This is a genomic window from Psychrobacter aestuarii (genome assembly GCF_904846035.1).
Taxonomy (GTDB): domain Bacteria; phylum Pseudomonadota; class Gammaproteobacteria; order Pseudomonadales; family Moraxellaceae; genus Psychrobacter; species Psychrobacter aestuarii.
This window is the reverse complement of record NZ_CAJGYT010000001.1, coordinates 2,655,235-2,672,204: the sequence shown is the minus strand read 5'-3', so window position 1 is coordinate 2,672,204 and position 16,970 is coordinate 2,655,235. Positions and strand designations below refer to the sequence as shown.

Annotated in this window: 11 protein-coding genes; 10 read left to right on the top strand and 1 reads right to left on the bottom strand. The window is 46.3% G+C overall.

What is annotated here, in order from left to right:
• Positions 1 to 445 precede the first annotated feature (445 nt).
• The 5 genes from JMW05_RS11405 to map all read left to right on the top strand — a co-directional run bounded on the left by JMW05_RS11405 (position 446) and on the right by map (position 7,439).
• Positions 446 to 1,639 carry an outer membrane protein assembly factor BamD gene (locus JMW05_RS11405; protein WP_201505655.1) on the top strand — a complete coding sequence of 398 codons (1,194 nt, stop codon included), beginning with the start codon at positions 446 to 448 and terminating at the stop codon, positions 1,637 to 1,639.
• A 222-nt stretch (positions 1,640 to 1,861) separates the two neighbouring features.
• Complete coding sequence (locus JMW05_RS11400; RefSeq protein WP_201505361.1) at positions 1,862 to 3,982, top strand: DNA primase; 2,121 nt, start codon at positions 1,862 to 1,864, stop codon at positions 3,980 to 3,982.
• Positions 3,983 to 4,411: 429 nt separating this feature from the next.
• Positions 4,412 to 6,298, top strand: a complete 1,887-nt coding sequence (gene rpoD, locus JMW05_RS11395) for an RNA polymerase sigma factor RpoD (RefSeq protein ID WP_201505360.1) — start codon at positions 4,412 to 4,414, stop codon at positions 6,296 to 6,298.
• A 168-nt stretch (positions 6,299 to 6,466) separates the two neighbouring features.
• The gene (locus tag JMW05_RS11390; protein WP_201505359.1) at positions 6,467 to 6,673 is read left to right on the top strand and encodes a ParD-like family protein; all 207 of its coding nucleotides are present in this window, start codon (positions 6,467 to 6,469) and stop codon (positions 6,671 to 6,673) included.
• Positions 6,666 to 7,439 (top strand): type I methionyl aminopeptidase, encoded by a 774-nt coding sequence (gene map, locus JMW05_RS11385; protein ID WP_201505358.1) that lies wholly within the window; start codon positions 6,666 to 6,668, stop codon positions 7,437 to 7,439. The genes JMW05_RS11390 and map overlap by 8 nt, the downstream gene beginning before the upstream one ends.
• Positions 7,440 to 7,613: 174 nt before the next feature.
• On the opposite strand, the gene JMW05_RS11380 is transcribed toward map, so the two are convergent.
• Positions 7,614 to 8,027, bottom strand: coding sequence for a RidA family protein (locus JMW05_RS11380; protein WP_201505357.1), 414 nt, complete (start codon positions 8,025 to 8,027; stop codon positions 7,614 to 7,616).
• Between the two features lie 185 nt (positions 8,028 to 8,212).
• Here JMW05_RS11380 and JMW05_RS11375 point away from each other — a divergent pair, with 185 nt between their 5' ends.
• From JMW05_RS11375 to JMW05_RS11355, 5 genes are all read left to right on the top strand, one after another.
• Positions 8,213 to 8,794 (top strand): TetR/AcrR family transcriptional regulator, encoded by a 582-nt coding sequence (locus tag JMW05_RS11375; protein ID WP_201505356.1) that lies wholly within the window; start codon positions 8,213 to 8,215, stop codon positions 8,792 to 8,794.
• 188 nt (positions 8,795 to 8,982) lie between these two features.
• Positions 8,983 to 9,909 carry a bestrophin family protein gene (locus JMW05_RS11370; RefSeq protein WP_201505355.1) on the top strand — a complete coding sequence of 309 codons (927 nt, stop codon included), beginning with the start codon at positions 8,983 to 8,985 and terminating at the stop codon, positions 9,907 to 9,909.
• A 123-nt stretch (positions 9,910 to 10,032) separates the two neighbouring features.
• Positions 10,033 to 10,392, top strand: coding sequence for a YbeD family protein (locus JMW05_RS11365; protein ID WP_201505354.1), 360 nt, complete (start codon positions 10,033 to 10,035; stop codon positions 10,390 to 10,392).
• 517 nt (positions 10,393 to 10,909) lie between these two features.
• Complete coding sequence (gene nrdA / locus JMW05_RS11360; RefSeq protein WP_201505353.1) at positions 10,910 to 13,189, top strand: class 1a ribonucleoside-diphosphate reductase subunit alpha; 2,280 nt, start codon at positions 10,910 to 10,912, stop codon at positions 13,187 to 13,189.
• 350 nt (positions 13,190 to 13,539) lie between these two features.
• A complete protein-coding gene (locus JMW05_RS11355; protein WP_201505352.1) occupies positions 13,540 to 16,911 on the top strand; it encodes a P-loop NTPase fold protein in 3,372 nt (1,123 codons plus the stop codon).
• The last annotated feature ends 59 nt before the right edge of the window (positions 16,912 to 16,970 follow it).

Below are 16,970 nucleotides of genomic sequence, written 5' to 3'. Positions count from 1 at the left end.
CAATATTTCAAGCAAAAGCCCAGCATATATGGCTGGCAACCTTTGGCGTTAGTAACCGCATAGTGTAACACGCCTGCCGATGATGCCCTATAGTTAAGTGCAGCAATCCGCGCCACAAAAACTCACTATAATGTCACGTCCAAGTAATTTACTGTATCTTCATGGCATGGATGACGATTTCTACTCGCGTCTTTGGCGACTCGTGCTAAACTGTGCCTCGGTCTGTGTCGAATATTGGCAGATATTGCCAAACGTTTGCTAAGCTGACTTACTATAACCAATAGCGCGCTTTGCTTATTGCGCTGCCCTGCTTGGCAGTAGACGACACACTCGGCACAACGTCTGGATGTATTACCCTGACTGTCTATCGGTCTTATTTTTTATTACTATTAATCTGTATATGGCATATAGCGCTGCTATGATGCGTTTGGTACTGGAGAGGAATATGCGCCCTGCTGGCAACACGTTTATCAAATTATCATCAATAACCTTGCTTGCTCTCAGCGTCAACTTGGTAGGCTGTCAAACGTTTAAAAACCTAACTGGCAAAAACGAAGATGCGATTGCAACGGCAGAAAAGTCAGAGCAAAGCTACTACCGCGATGCCGTCACGAGCCTTGACAAAAACCATTATAACGCGGCTATCGAGAACTTGACCAACTTGCGTACCTTTTACCCCACAGGTCAATACGCTGAGCAAGCGCTGCTTGATACCATGTACGCGCAATATGAAAGTGACAAATTTGAAGACGCGGCCGCCAGTGCTGACCAGTTTATTCGTCTCTACCCTGCCAACCCGCAAGTGAGCTACGCTTACTATGTGCGCGGTGTGGCCAATATGGAAGGCAGCTCAGACGGTCTACAACTGTTTAAGCTCAACCAAGCCGAGCGTGATACCGCGTATTTGCGTATTGCCTTTGCCAACTTCCAAGAGCTGGTGAGCAAGTACCCGAACAGCCCTTACACCCCTGATGCTGCCCAGCGCATGACCTTTATTTATAACCAATTTGCCGAAAGCGAAATCAGCGCGGCAAAATGGTATATCGAGCGCGAAGCCTACGTAGCGGCCGCCAACCGTGCCAAATGGGTATTCCAATACTACCCACAAAGCGACTCTGTGCCTGAAGCCATCGCGATTTTGGCGTACAGTCATGAGCAGTTGGGCTTAACCGACCTTGCCAATGACTACCGCACCTTGTTGCGAATTAACTACCCTGAATGGCTCACCAGCGATGGCGAGGTTAAAATCTCAACCAAGCGCGCGCGCTCGTGGCTGAACAAGGTGACCTTTGGTAAATTGGGTCGCTCAGGTGTGAACACCGATTCAAATATGCGCGGCGAATACACAGGCGCAACCCGTACGCAGATGATTCGTAACGCAGCGCAGCTCAGATTGCCAAGCAATAGCGCTGCCGCGCAAAGCAGCACCAGCTTACAAGGCGGCAATGGCGTGAATGTCGGTCTTGGTCTGCCTGAGAGCGCAACTGAGCAAATCACCAGCCAAGCCAGCGCGAGCGAAGCGGCAAATGACGCAAGCGTCGACCCGCAGTTCACCAACCCCACACGCCGCACCACAACAGACGCGAGCAACAGCCGCATCCGTTTTGCGCCGAGTGATGATATGATGGATAACGATTAAGCCCCCTCGCAAATCGCTATCCATGCTATACTGCAAGGTCAACCTTTCTACGGTTGACCTTTTTTTATCGGTCTTTTTTGTGCGACTCTCTACGCCTTTACGACGCTTTGCTATCAAGGCGTATTTTGCTGACAGCTTATGTTTGTCTTAAATATGGGCGGCAGGCAGGCGCGTACAAAACAGGCTTTGGTGGTGGTTTTTTGGTGGTAAGCTGGCGTCGGTATGAGTATTCCCAATCATATTTTAGAACAATTAAACAGCCAAGCTGATTTGGTCAGTATTATTGGGCGACACACCACGCTTAAACGCGCGGGCAATGAGTTCAAAGGCTGCTGCCCGTTTCATGGCGAAAAATCTCCTTCCTTTTATGTCAATCCGCAAAAAAACATCTATCACTGCTTTGGCTGCGGTGTCGGCGGCAATGCCATTGGCTTTTTGCGCGATTACGAAAATCTTAGCTTTATGGAAGCGGTCGATGAGCTGTCGCGGCAGACAGGCATCGAGGTGCCCAAAGACGAGCAAAAAAACGTCAGCTACCAGCGCACGCCCATCAAAGCGGCATCAAAAGCACCCAGTATCCCAAGCGTACCGCCCGACTATAGCGAGCAAGCGCCTGCGTCTGCAGTGCCTGACCGTGATGCTCAAGCCTACCCCAGTGATGCTGCTCCGATGCCTGATGGTGCAGGCATCCCAATGGACGCGCCGCCCTATCCACCGATGATGGATGCAGGCTACGCCGATTATGCCGATAGCGACTATTCTGACGACAGTTATGATGACATGAGCGGCATGGGCTATGATGATTACCTGCCCGCCCCGATGCCCGATGAGCAAGAGCACGGCGCCGACGGCAACTTGTATGAGCTGTTAGAGCGCATCGCAGCCTTTTATCGGCAGAGTCTGAGCAGCCACCCGCACGCGCAGCATTACTTTAACAGTCGCGGCATTACGGACGCCAGTCTCGACACCTTTATGCTCGGTTATGCACCCTTTGGCTGGCAGCATTTAGAGCACGCCTTTCCGCAAGACATCGAAGGGCTACGCGCTCTGGGGCTCGTGCGCCGTTCTGACTCGGGGCGCGACTATGACCTACTGCGCGACCGCGTGATTTTTCCTATTCGCGACAATCAAGGGCGGGTGATTGGTTTTGCTGGGCGGGCGCTCGATGATGAGGTGAAGCCAAAATACATCAACTCCTCTGACTCGCCTGTGTTTCATAAGCAACACGTCCTCTATGGCTATTATGAGTCGCGCCAGCAGCGCGCGGACTCATGGCTTGTGGTCGAAGGCTATATGGATGTGATTGCGCTGTACCAAGCGGGCATCTATGGTGCGGTGGCGTCGATGGGGACAGCGATTAACGAGAGCCAAATCTCGCGCTTACTCACGCTCAACCCGACTTTGACCTTGTGCTTTGATGGCGACAGCGCAGGACAAAAGGCGGCTTGGCGCACGCTTGAGGTCAGCTTGCCGATTTTGAGCGATGACAAAGAGCTGCGTTTTTTGACCCTGCCTGATGCGCACGACCCCGATACTTACATTAAGGCAAACAGCGCTGAGGCGATGCGCGAGCAAATCCGTCATGCGGTGCCTTTGTCGCAATATATTTATGCTTATCTGAGTGAGCGCTATGATTTAAGTCTGGTCGAGGGCAAAGCCAAACTGATGGCGCAGGTCAAGGCGCTCAGCACCGCCTTGCCCAAAGGCAGCAGTTTTCGTTATTTATTAAACAACGACATTTATCAAAAACTGGGCGGCAAGCGCAAAGCAAGCATCAGTGCCAAAGACGCACTGCTCGATTTTGATGGCGGGATGACCGTCAGCCAGCAGTTGCAGCTTTGCTTTTTATACTGCCCGCGCGCGCTTGATACCGATGTATTGCTGCGCATTTGGCAACAGGCAGGCATTGCTCAAGCACTGCCCCAGCATATCAAACAAAAAGCCCCTGCCGATGCCTTGCGTCCCATTGCGTGGGCGGACTTACAAGACGCCATGCTCTTTGAGGTGGTTAGCACCATTCAGCGCTGTCTGCCACACCTGCCAGCAGACATCAACGCGGCGGCGCATTTTATCTTAGCCAATCTAAGCGCGGATACCCAAGCGGTACTGAGCCGCAGCTGGGCGGAGTTTTATCGCACCCTAGCCAAGCACGAGGTGTCAAACTTTGATGACTTGATTGACAACTTGGTCACACAAGTGCTGAACCGCCATTTGCAAAAAAAGACCCAAGCCTTAATCAGCAATCCCAATCCTGTGACCCTCGCCATCGTGCGCAAACAAAGCCAGTGCCTAAACGATTGGCTGCGCGCCAAACAGGCCGAACAGTCGGCGCAGATGGGCTAACTTATGTTATTTATTGACTGGGTTTGCCTAAGACATCTGCCCATGCCAACAGACAACCAAAGCCAGCCCTTTAAATAAAACAGCAACATCCCCACTATAAAGGAGAACGCACGCGGTCGGAACATCGTGCCCGACAGCTAGGGTCTGTGCTAAAATGCGCTGTCATGACGCGCGCTCAGCCCTTGGTCTGTTATCACGACCCTACTGATGTCAGTACTGCATGTCGTATTTTTGATGTTTTTGAGATGGCAAGACAGTGCCATCGTATTGTAAGTTTTTAAGCCTTTATATTTTATCAACTCATTTTTATGATGACTGATGCGCACCACGGTTTGGTCAGACAAGCCTGAACATTAATAAGCACCAACAGGATTAATAAGCGTAGCAGCACTACCATAATCATGCCTGATGCAAGCAAAGCGAGTATTTATGAACGATAAGTCAGTTTCTCATCCTACCTCTCAGCTGGCCACCTTAATTCAGATGGGTAAAGAGCAAGGATACCTTACCTATGCTGAGGTGAATGACCAGCTGCCCGAATCCATCACCGAAAGCGATCAGATTGAAGATATCGTCCAGATGCTGACCGATGTGGGCATCAAAATCTTTGAATCAGCGCCTGATGATGACGACATCTTAATGAATGACGACTCAAGCGATGACGATATGGCAGCCGATGAAGCGGCGGCGGTACTGGCATCGGTTGAGACGGAGCCAGGTCGCACCACCGACCCTGTGCGTATGTACATGCGCGAGATGGGCACGGTTGACCTATTAACTCGTGAAGGCGAGATTGCCATCGCTAAGCGCATCGAAGAAGGCATCCGCGACGTACAGCACGCCATGGCATATTGGCCAGGTACCGTGCAGTTCGTCCTTGATGAATATCAGCGCGTACTCGAGGGTGAAAAAAAGCTCTCTGATGTGATTACAGGCTTTTTGGACCCAGAAACAGGCGACGACGCCGCGGGCGATGATGACGACAAAATCCCCGTTATCAAAACCAAAAGCAGCGGTAAAGCCGACCTTGATGATGACGACGACGATATCGAAGATGACGACATCGAGGACAGCGATGACGATGCAGAAGAAGAAAGCAGCGGTCTTGACCCAGAAGAAGTGCGCGCACGTCTAGAAGAGATTGAGGCACTGTTTACAGATGCCAAGCAAGCCTTGCTGGACTATGGTCGCGGCAGCCCGCAGGCTGAAGCGGCGTATGAGCTGCTCGCCAATCGTTTTATGATGCTCAAGCTCAACAACCGCCTCTCTGACCAAGTCATGGCCATCATGCATGACGTGTATGACGATGTGCGTAAACAAGAACGCCAAATCATGCGTCTGGTCATCCGCCGTGGTCGCATGCCGCGTGCCGAGTTCCGTAAGACGTTCCCAAGCAACGAAGCCAACGTCGATTGGTTGACTGAGCGTCTAAAAGGCAAGCCTGCCTTTGCCGAAACGCTAGAAAAAGTCATCGATGACGTCATCATCTTGCAGCGCAAAATCCGTGACTACGAGCAAAAGCTCGACATGGAAATCCACGACATGAAAGACGTCGCCCGCCGTATGGCCATCGGTGAAGCCAAAGCCCGCCGCGCCAAAAAAGAAATGGTCGAGGCAAACTTGCGTCTGGTCATCTCTATCGCCAAAAAATACACCAACCGTGGTCTACAGTTCTTGGACTTGATTCAAGAAGGTAACATCGGTCTGATGAAAGCGGTAGACAAGTTTGAATACCGCCGTGGTTATAAGTTCTCAACCTACGCCACATGGTGGATTCGTCAGGCGATTACCCGCTCTATCGCTGACCAAGCGCGCACCATCCGTATCCCTGTACACATGATTGAGACCATCAACAAAATCAACCGTGTCTCACGTCAGCTGCTACAAGAAATGGGACGCGAGCCAACGCCTGAGGAATTGGGCGAGCGTTTAGAAATGGACGAAGTCAAAGTCCGTAAAGTGCTCAAAATCGCCAAAGAGCCGATTTCAATGGAAACCCCTATCGGTGATGATGAAGACTCGCACCTAGGTGACTTTATCGAGGACTCGACCATCTCAAGTCCTGTCGATGATGCCACCTCAGCAGGTCTGCGTGAAGCGACCCGCGACGTATTGGGCAACCTCACCGAGCGTGAAGCGCGCGTGCTAAAAATGCGCTTTGGTATCGATATGCCGACCGACCACACGCTAGAAGAAGTCGGTAAACAGTTTGACGTGACACGTGAGCGTATCCGTCAGATTGAGGCAAAAGCCTTGCGTAAACTGCGTCACCCATCGCGCTCTGAGCATCTGCGTTCGTTCTTAGAAAATGACTAAGACCTGCTTTGAATAAATAATCAATAAAAAGTCGAGCTGAGTCTCGGCTTTTTTTATGGTTCTTTTAATAAACGCAGTAAGGCAATGAACCAAAGCGTTCAGCCTTTCATTTGAAATGGTACTATAAAACATATATGATACGTATACATTTCATATAGTAGAAATCCTATGGGTATTGTAAAAATTGATGACACGCTGCACGAAGAGATTCGTAAAGCCAGCAGCGTCATGGTGCGCTCGATTAACGCACAAGCAGAATATTGGATAAAAATAGGCATGCTTGCTGAAGCGAACCCGCACCTGTCCTACACCGACATCATCCACGAGCAACTAAAACACGCCGATGTGAACGTAAGGAATCTGATTGATGGCTGATATTACTTTAAAGAACCCAGAAGAGCTTGACCTGATGCGTGAGTCTGGACGCTTGCTGGCGTCAGTTTTTGCTTATTTAGACCAGCACATCAGCGCAGGCATCACCACGATGGCGATTAATGACTCGGCGGAGCGCTATATCGTTGATGAATTACAGTCACGACCTGCCAGCAAAGGTCAGTACGACTATCAATACGTGCTCAACACCTCGGTCAATCAAGTGGTGTGTCACGGCGTACCCTCGGACACGCAAACGCTCAAATCAGGCGATATCATTAATGTCGATATTACGTTGGAAAAAAATGGCTTTATCGCCGACTCCAGCAAAATGTATATGATTGGCGAGGTTATGCCGCTAGCCAAACGCCTCGTGGATGAGACTTACGCCGCGATGTGGGCAGGTATCCGCGTGGTGAAAGCAGGCGTGACGCTCGGCGATGTCGGACACGCCATCCAAAGCCATGCTGAAAAACACGGCTATTCGGTCGTCCGCGAGTATTGCGGGCACGGCATCGGGCGCGAGATGCACGAACAGCCCGAAGTGCTGCACTATGGACGCGCGGGCAAAGGCTTGGTGTTAGAAGCAGGCATGACCTTTACCATCGAGCCGATGATTAACCAAGGCAAAGCCAAAATCAAAATGAAAAAAGACGGCTGGACGGTGGTCACGGCGGACAAAAAACTCTCTGCCCAGTGGGAACACACCATCGCGGTGACGGCGGACGGCTATGAAGTGTTGACATTGCGGGAAGAAGAAATGGCTTGAGGACACATGAGCAGTCATTCAAGCGTATCGTGATGCGATAAAGGGGCAATTGGTGCCCCTTTTATTTATATAGCGGCTGCTAAAAATGGCTGCTTAAGGCGCAATGGTGTTCGTTTTATGACGCCAGCCTGTCACCTGCTGAGCCCGTATCATGGTCTGAGCTGTCCTTAGTATCTAGTCTTGGCTCTCACTCACGGCATTCGGCAATCGAGCAATCACCTTTATTTCAAAATCAAAGCCCGCAAGCCACGTCACGCCCACTGCCGTCCAAGCGGGATACGGTGGCGCTTTAAAAATATCATCTTTTACGCTCAATACCGACGCTAGCTGGTTTTCAGGGTCTGTATGAAAGGTCGTTACATCAATGACGTCATCAAAAGTGCAGCCTGCGGCCGCTAGAGTCTGACGTAGATTCTCAAAAGCAAGAGCGACTTGCTGCTTAAAATCAATCTCTGCGCTACCATCTTGCAGGCTGCCTACCTGACCTGAAACAAAGAGCAAGTCTTTGGATTGAATGGCGGCAGAATAACCGTGCTTTTCATACAGCGCGTGTCTGCCTTCTGGAAATATGGCTGTTTTTTGCGTCATGGGTGTCTCCGATATGTTTTGATTAATACTGACTGCCGCTTGGCTTGCAACACATGCAGCCCTTTTCATGGTATGTCCTATGAGGTAACATACGTTACGTATATGAATTTATCACATACTCGGCGTATGTCAAGTTAATATACGCAGCGTATGTCATTTTATATTGTTTATTTGAAGGCACACTTATGTCAAAACGCGCACTAAAAATGGCCGAAACCAAAAAAAACATACTCGCTGCCGCCAGAAAGTCATTTGCTGAATACGGCTATTCAGACACGTCGATGGACAAGCTGACGGCAGAGGTGAACCTGACCCGAGGGGCGCTGTATCACAACTTTGGGGACAAAAAAGGACTGTTTGCCGCTGTCGTTGAAGAGATTGATTTAGAGATGGTAGAAAAAGCAAAAACCAGAGCAAAAAGCTGTGCCAGTCTTTGGGAAGGGTTGCTCATTGAGGGAGAGACGTATATAGAAAGCGCCCTGGATCCAGAAATCCAAAGAATTATCTTGTTGGATGGTCCTGCAGTGCTGGGAGATCCCTCTCTTTGGCCGAGTCAAAACCGCTGCTTGCTCTCTACCCAGCACACTGTAACGCAGTTAATCGCAGAAGGCACAATGAAGGCAGTCGATCCAGAAGCCGCTGCCATACTCATCAATGGTGCTGGTATGAACGCCTCACTTTGGATTGCCGCAAGTCCCAATCCACAAGAGGCGCTGCCCAATGCTTTGACGGCGTTTAAGCTCATTTTATCTGGGCTTAAAGCATAATCGTCCCGCGCACGGCGTTTATTAACATCGGTCACAGCGACTTGAGCGCTCGTTGATGTTATCCGCTTATCCGTCGCTGGATACGCGCTGTAACGCTCAGTTTGTCGGACGCCAATCAGTTTTGACTTTGGCTTTACAGATTTTATTTCTGTATTAGAATGATACCGCCCCCACCGCTAGGAAATACCATGATTGTCCGCCAGCAGCCCCACCCGTTAAAGATTTTCTTTACCTTGCGCGGCTCAATCATCCCAAAAATCTATCCGCAGATAGTATTGGTTACGCTGCTCAGTTTAATCGTGACCATCATTCAGCATGAGTTGCCCAAGTCCTTTCCCTATTACAGCACCGCGATGTTCACCTTATTGGGCATTGCCTTGTCACTATTTTTGGGCTTTCGTAACAATGCCAGTTATCAGCGCTGGTGGGAGGCGCGCACGCTGTGGGGTCAGCTGGTCTACGATGCGCGCAGCTTTGCCCGTCAAATCACCTCTTATATCGACAGTGACACGCCCGCAGGACGCGAGGCGCAGCGCACCATGATTCATTTGACCATTGCCTTTACCCATGCTGTGCGTCACCGTTTGCGTGGCACCGCGCCGTGGACGGATATTGCGCCTTATGTTACCCCCGAACATATCGAGCAGCTGCGACACGTGCGCAATGTGCCAGACGCCATCATGCGTCTGATGGGTAAAGCGCTCGGTGACATTCGCCGTCAGCAGATGGTATCGGAGCAAATCATCCAAAACATGGACGAGCGCTTAAACTCCATGACCGTCGTGCTTGCCGCCTGCGAGCGTATTTTAAACACACCGCTGCCCTTTGCGTATATGCTGCTCGTACACCGCACCACTTATATTTATTGTATTATGTTGCCCTTTGGGCTGGTGGCATCGATGGGCTGGACGACGCCCTTTGTCTGCGCGGTGATTGCCTATACCTTCTTTGGGTTAGACGCGCTGAGCGAAGAGCTTGAAGACCCCTTTGGCATGGCAGCCAATCAGCTGCCCTTGATGGCGCTGTCACGCACGATTGAGGTCAATCTGTTAGAGGCACTGGACGACGGCGACATTCCGCCTGATATCGCACCTGTGAATGGCTATCTGCCCTGACCGCTTTGTGCCAAGCACAAATACAGCGATAAACACGTGCGCTTGAATAACGCGCCGTGCGCCATTATAAACAAGGGCACTCACCACCCATTTTATTGATACCGTCAACACAAGGCATTTATTATGAGTCAAAACAACGACAACAAAACCAACAAGGCACTAAACATCAACGCGATTGGCGCGGCAAAAGGCATCCGTGGTAAAAAAACCGACATCCAAAATCCTGAGCTGTGGGACTTTCCCATGAACTACCCGATGAGCATCATCGGACACGAAGGCGAGCACGACACGCTCCTTAATGAGCTAAAGCTTATCTTGGGCGGCATGTTCCCTGATTTTGATTTTGCTTCAATGGAAGTCAAACCCTCAAAGACCAACCGCTTCCACTCGGTACGTGTCAACCTGTACTTGACCTCAGCCGAGCAGGTCAATGCATTGTACGCGGCACTCGATAACGCCAAAACGGTGCGTATGGTGCTGTAATCGCTTGGCAGCGCACCTATAAATCACGCGTCCGCTGCCGCCTTTTTTTCCCCCGTTTTATGCTATTTTTTATATAGGCACAATCGTCATGCGAATGGCTGGCGATTTGCTGCATTTTGCGCTACAATCAGCGCCCTTTGCCGCCGCGCACGCCTTTTTGTGACGTATCTGGGCGGGGTAAAAACAGGCACAAAAAAATTTAATTTTTTACAAATTCCGCTTAGCCCTTATGCGCTCTTTTGTTGCGAAAAATCAACCCCAATTTCAGCACCATTTTGAGCACGTCCAACATATTATCTGGCTAAAATCAATCTAGTATTTTAAAAAAAATACCGCTATATTGTGCCTACCAACAACAAAGAACGCTATATATAGTATCTATTGTTCAAAAAACGAGCAGTAGATAACGGCTTTGTATTGCCTAATTTTTGGCAGTCACCATCCCGCATCGCCCTATAGATAGCTTGATATTTTGCGCGGTTTTTGCCGTACTGCACCACAACCCCATGAGGACACCATGACACATATTGACAAGATTCAAGTGACCAAACGTGACGGACGTCTAGAGCCGATTAATCTGGACAAAATCCATAAGGTAATCACGTGGGCCGCGCATGATTTAGACAATGTGTCAGTGTCGCAAGTGGAGCTAAAGTCGCACATTCAGTTTTATGAAGGCATCAAGACCCGCGATATCCATGAGACCATCATCAAGTCTGCCGCCGACCTCATCTCTGAAACCACGCCAGACTATCAATATCTGGCAGCACGTTTGGCGATTTTTCATCTGCGTAAGATTGCGTATAACACCTTTACCCCGCCGCACCTGTTTGACCATGTGCAAACATTGACCGAAGCGGGTAAGTACGACGAGCACATCCTCGCCGACTACGACAAAGCCGAATTTGACGAGCTAAACGACTATATCGACCATTGGCGCGATATGAACCTTGCCTATGCTGCCGTTGAGCAAATGGCGGGCAAGTACCTTGTACAAGACCGCGTGAGCAAAAAAGTCTATGAAAGCCCGCAGTTCCTATACATGCTGGTCGGTATGTGCCTGTTCTCAAGCTACGACAAAGACACGCGCTTAGACTTCGTCAAGCGTTTTTATGACGCCGCGTCTCAGTTTAAAATATCACTGCCCACGCCCATCATGTCAGGCGTGCGTACGCCATCGCGCCAGTTCAGCTCGTGCGTGTTGATTGAGTGCGGCGACAGTCTTGACTCTATCAACGCCACCACCAGCGCCATCGTCCGCTATGTGTCTCAGCGCGCAGGCATCGGCATCAACGCAGGTCGCATCCGCGCCCTAGGCAGCCCTATCCGTGGCGGCGAAGCGCAGCACACAGGCTGTATCCCGTTTTATAAACTGTTCCAAACCGCGGTCAAATGCTGCTCACAAGGCGGCGTCCGTGGCGGTGCTGCGACCCTATTCTATCCGCTATGGCACTTAGAAGTTGAGTCATTACTGGTGCTCAAAAACAACCGCGGCGTTGATGACAACCGCGTGCGCCACATGGACTACGGCGTACAGATTAACAAAACGCTATACACGCGCCTGATCAAAGGACAAGCCATCAGCCTGTTCTCACCTTCAGATGTACCCGGTCTGTATGATGCGTTCTTTGAAGACCAAGACAAATTCGAAGCGCTATACACCAAGTACGAGCAAGACGAGAGCATCCGCAAGCGCCAAATCCCAGCCGCTGACCTATTCAGCCTGATGATGCAAGAGCGCGCGAGCACAGGTCGTATCTATATCCAAAACGTCGACCACTGCAATACGCACAGCCCCTTTGATGCCAAAGTTGCGCCGATTCGTCAGTCAAACCTGTGTATGGAAATCGCGCTACCGACCAGCCCGCTGGACAACATCAATGACGAGATGGGCGAGATTGCGCTCTGTACACTGTCTGCCGTCAACCTTGGCAAAGTCGATAACGTGAGCGACATCGAAGAGCCCGCTGAGCTTATCGTCCGCGCCCTTGATGCCCTGCTCGACTATCAAGACTACCCTGTCGCCGCTGCCGAAAATGGCAGTATGCGCCGCCGCACGCTCGGTGTGGGCGTTATCAACTACGCCTATTACCTTGCCAAAAATGGCGCACGCTACTCGGACGACAGTGCGCTTGGACTCACGCACCAGACCTTTGAAGCGCTGCAATACTACTTGCTAAAAGCCTCAAACAAGCTGGCGCAAGAAAAAGGCGCGTGCCCTGCCTTTAACGAGACCACCTACTCGCAAGGCATCTTGCCGATTGACACCTATAAAAAGGACTTGGACGGCATCTGCCAAGAGCCGCTACACCTCGATTGGGAAGCGCTACGCAGCAGCATCACCGAACACGGTCTGCGCAACTCGACCCTATCGGCGCTGATGCCCTCTGAAACCTCAAGTCAGATTGCCAATGCGACCAATGGCATCGAGCCGCCACGCGGTCTGGTCTCTATCAAGGCATCAAAAGACGGCATCCTAAAGCAAGTCGTGCCTGAGATTAATACGCTAAAAAATCAGTACGAGCTGCTGTGGCAAATGCCAAGCAATGACGGCTACCTAAAATTGGTCGCCATCATGCAAAAGTTCATCGACCAAAGCATCTCGGCGAACACCAACTACGACCCCACTCGCTTTGAGGGTCAGCGCGTACCGATGAAAGTCTTGTTAAAAGACCTATTGACCGCGTATAAGCTGGGCGTAAAAACGCTGTACTACCACAACACCCGTGACGGTGCGAACGATGCCCAAGCGGATATGGAAGATGACGGCTGTGCTGGCGGCGCGTGTAAGTTGTAAGGTTTAAATAATTTAGAAAAATTGAGATCTTTATTTATAAGATATAGTCAGTTCACGATAAAGTCGATACAAAGAGATTCAACGTTATTTTTTGCAGCCTCTGGAGACGTAGTCACAGCAAGCAAGAAAAATAGCGTTGAATTAAATGAATTTATTATTCTGCATCTCTTTTATTTAGATTTGACTATAAAAACTTATTAATACTTTTCTATATAAGTCATAAGTTATCTGTCATATGAAATAAGTTTGAACATCAAACTTATTTCATAATCAAGTGTCGTACTAAGCATGTATTTTATGTTTACAAAGAATTATACCTTTTGCTCAAAAATAAAAGGGCCGTAACTCCAATGAATGATAAAGAACTCAATCATGATTACTCATTTCATGTACTTCACGAACAAGTCGCAAAAACTGACCTGTTCGAAGATAAAACTCATGAAAAGGTAGCAACGACCTTAAACACATTAATGAATCAAGAAAAATACGGTCTGACTATTGGTTTAGAAGGCAGCTGGGGTTCTGGAAAATCCACAATCATTAATATTCTTAGACAAAAACTACAAGAAGAAAACAAAAAGGTATTTTTTTTCGCTTTTGATGCATGGGCACATGATGGAGATCCTTTAAGAAAAATTTTTTTAGAAAGCTTAATTGATTCTATAGAATCAAGCAGTGAAGATGAGAAATTAATTGAGCTAAAAAACAAAGTAAGTGCTAGAAAGAAAACTGTAACTGTCAACTCTGAAAAGTCTGCTTCAAAACTTGGAAAATACTTATCAACCGTTGCTATTCTTGTACCTGCAGGAGCGGCACTATTAAACCAAACTCCCTATGATAGTTTAGTATGGCCTTTTAATGAATCAGCCACTTCTCCTAGCTTTAGACTGATCTTTGGTCTTCTGTTTGCATTCGGTCCTTTATTAATGATTGTTTATTGGTGGCTGTGGGGTGAAAAAAACTCTAAAGGTAAGACTAAATGGGACTTTTTTGAATCAGAGTCTACTGAAAACTATACTCAAGATATTACTGAAGATGGAGAAAGAACCTCTATCGAGTTTGAGAAATTCTTTGATGAGATTATGTCACATTTGTTCTCATCAGAATCCACAACTACTTACGAACAGGCTGTCATTGTTATTGATAATCTTGATAGAGTTGATCCTGACTACGCCCAAACAATTTGGTCAACATTACAAACTTTTTTTCAGCATAGAAGCTCTTCACTCAACCCAAAATCGCTCGATTGGAAGGATAAACTTTGGTTTCTAATTCCATTTGATAGGGAGGCTATACAGAAAATATGGCAAAGTGACAGTTTTCAAGTTCAGCATAACGATAACGATTTAAAGGCTGATAATGGGAAAATTGGAGCAGCATCAAAAAGTATAGTAGCAACTTCATTTATGGAGAAAAGCTTTCAAATTACAATTGAGGTACCACCTCCTGTCATGTCTGCTTGGATTGATTATTTTAAAAAATGTGTTGATAAGTCATGTCATGGTTGGCCTGAAGAATTTAAAGATGAATACATAGAGAGTTATATAAAATGTATGAGCAAACTAGATAAGTCACCATCGCCTAGATATATACATAGTACAATTAATAGAGTTGGAATTCTAGCTTTGCACTGGAAAAACGAATTTAGTGCTGAATCATTATGTATCTATAGTCTTGCTCGACAATCAATGACTGAGAATGAGTTTAGAAATACTTTATTGAAAGAAGGTATTCCTGGATCATTTCCAATTAGCCTCGAGGAATCACAGATAAAACCTGAGCTTGCGGGTCTTTTATTCGGTGTTAGCGCAGATAAAGGCACACAACTACTTCTCTCTCCAGAAATAAGATCATCTATTTTTAAGGGTGACGGTAAGAAACTTAAAGAACTTAGAGAAAATCACCAAGATGCTTTTTGGCTTGCACTTAGAGCTAGTGAAAACGAATGGATAGTTCAAAACAGTAATAGCGATGGTTATCTTATAAATGCTATTGCTAGCTTACACGATGCTTTTTTAGATGAAGTAGAATATATATATGAATATACAAATAGAATAGAAACTATTTTTATACATTCCTTCAAGGATTTAAATTTTGAAAAATACAGTTATGTCGAAACTGTGCAAAAATTAATTAAAGTTATTAAGAATGAGAAATGTTTTATTGAGTCTTTAAACTCTAAATTTAAAATTAGAATGAATAGTTTAGTAAAATCAGTTGGTACTGAAAAATTTAGCCGTCCAGAGTTATTAGGTTTATCAGAAATTGAGGCTATCCTGTTTACGAATGATAGCACTATAAAAAAATTTCGTTATTCTTTTACCTATGAAGACTGGAAAATATGGATAACAGAGTGTTCAGATGAAAACGTTATAATCAATACGGTTTTACCTAGAACTAATATTTACGAACAAATTGTTGCTAATTGTGGTTTTAGTTCTAATCAACTAAAAACAGAAAACTTTAAAGTATTAATTAACTCTCTAAAAATAGATAGCGATATATCCAACTGGAAAACCTTAGTACCTTCAGTTATAAACTGGCTTAACTTACCTTCCAGGGAATCTGATATAGAACCATTCTATAGTTTCATTATAAACATAATTTCTATGTTAAAAGGAAATAGTAGAGAAAAACTGGAAGAGTGTATAAAATCACCTGAATTTTGGCAAAGATCTAGGCATTCAAGTATAGAAAAAAACCCAACATTACCTTTTTTAGTAACTATTCTAGATGAAGATTATAGAAATAACACCCAAGTACCTGAATTTATTAAAGACTATTTATTACAAGAGTTTGAAGAAGATAAACTTGATTGGATTTTAAATTTATTTAGACAAGCTGATAGCTTACATACCATTTGGGAATTAGCTAGATATAAAGAAAATAAATTTGCTATACATATTCTAGAAACTAGTAATGACTCAGATTTATTTTCATGTGATGCAAGGTATTTCGATGAAATAAATTGGAGCAATGAATCAGTATTGAAGGCAGTAATTATTAAAGTATGTGAGAGCGGGGCATTAGAAAATATACATGAAGATATGAAAGAAAATATTCATTTGTATCATAGATCTATTAACCTACTAACTCGATATGGTACTCATGATGCTAAGAATTTTGCTATATCGCTTTTAAAAAATCTTACTAAAGATCAATGGTTAGAAGCTTTTGAAAAAGAAAATGAGCTATTATTATGTGTTCCAGAAAGCGTTCCTGCTTTTAGTTTGGCGTGGTCAAGTTACTTCAAACAGATCTTCTCTAATGTTTCTAGTTCACCACATCATGATAATTTAAAATTATTTTGGGACTTGAAAAGTAAAGTTTTGGATATAGAATTACATATTGAAGATTTAACAAAAACTTATTTTCAACCTAACGACAAAGATCCTTTAGATGATATAGGTTTCATGTTAATAGCACCATCTATTGAACCCTATATTAAGAATGTAGATCAGAGAAATTTAGAAAGAAGACTTATAATATGGATAGATAGCAATCATATACAGAAAATAAATTGGCTTTTAGATATTCCTATTAACTTTTCAGAAGAGCATCAAGAAACTCTTGTTGCTCAAGTTACTCAACATCTCTCATCAAAAGATAGCGATAATTTTCAAATGTATAAAAGACTAAATGAAAAGCTGGGCTTAGAAGTGCCTATAAATAAGTGTAAAAATCATAAATCTCAAGTTCAAGTCGATAACGAAGATAAATGAGCAGAGATAATATATCCTCTTAAACTCAAATGATGAATTGAAAAAATACTGCATAAAGT

Coding starts and splice junctions, on each gene's coding strand:
- JMW05_RS11365 (WP_201505354.1), top strand. CDS start 10,033: ATGAGTCAAAACAACGACAACAAAACCAACAAGGCACTAAACATCAAC.
- JMW05_RS11400 (WP_201505361.1), top strand. CDS start 1,862: ATGAGTATTCCCAATCATATTTTAGAACAATTAAACAGCCAAGCTGAT.
- JMW05_RS11390 (WP_201505359.1), top strand. CDS start 6,467: ATGGGTATTGTAAAAATTGATGACACGCTGCACGAAGAGATTCGTAAA.
- JMW05_RS11355 (WP_201505352.1), top strand. CDS start 13,540: ATGAATGATAAAGAACTCAATCATGATTACTCATTTCATGTACTTCAC.
- JMW05_RS11405 (WP_201505655.1), top strand. CDS start 446: ATGCGCCCTGCTGGCAACACGTTTATCAAATTATCATCAATAACCTTG.
- JMW05_RS11370 (WP_201505355.1), top strand. CDS start 8,983: ATGATTGTCCGCCAGCAGCCCCACCCGTTAAAGATTTTCTTTACCTTG.
- JMW05_RS11375 (WP_201505356.1), top strand. CDS start 8,213: ATGTCAAAACGCGCACTAAAAATGGCCGAAACCAAAAAAAACATACTC.
- JMW05_RS11380 (WP_201505357.1), bottom strand. CDS start 8,027: ATGACGCAAAAAACAGCCATATTTCCAGAAGGCAGACACGCGCTGTAT.
- rpoD (WP_201505360.1), top strand. CDS start 4,412: ATGAACGATAAGTCAGTTTCTCATCCTACCTCTCAGCTGGCCACCTTA.
- map (WP_201505358.1), top strand. CDS start 6,666: ATGGCTGATATTACTTTAAAGAACCCAGAAGAGCTTGACCTGATGCGT.
- nrdA (WP_201505353.1), top strand. CDS start 10,910: ATGACACATATTGACAAGATTCAAGTGACCAAACGTGACGGACGTCTA.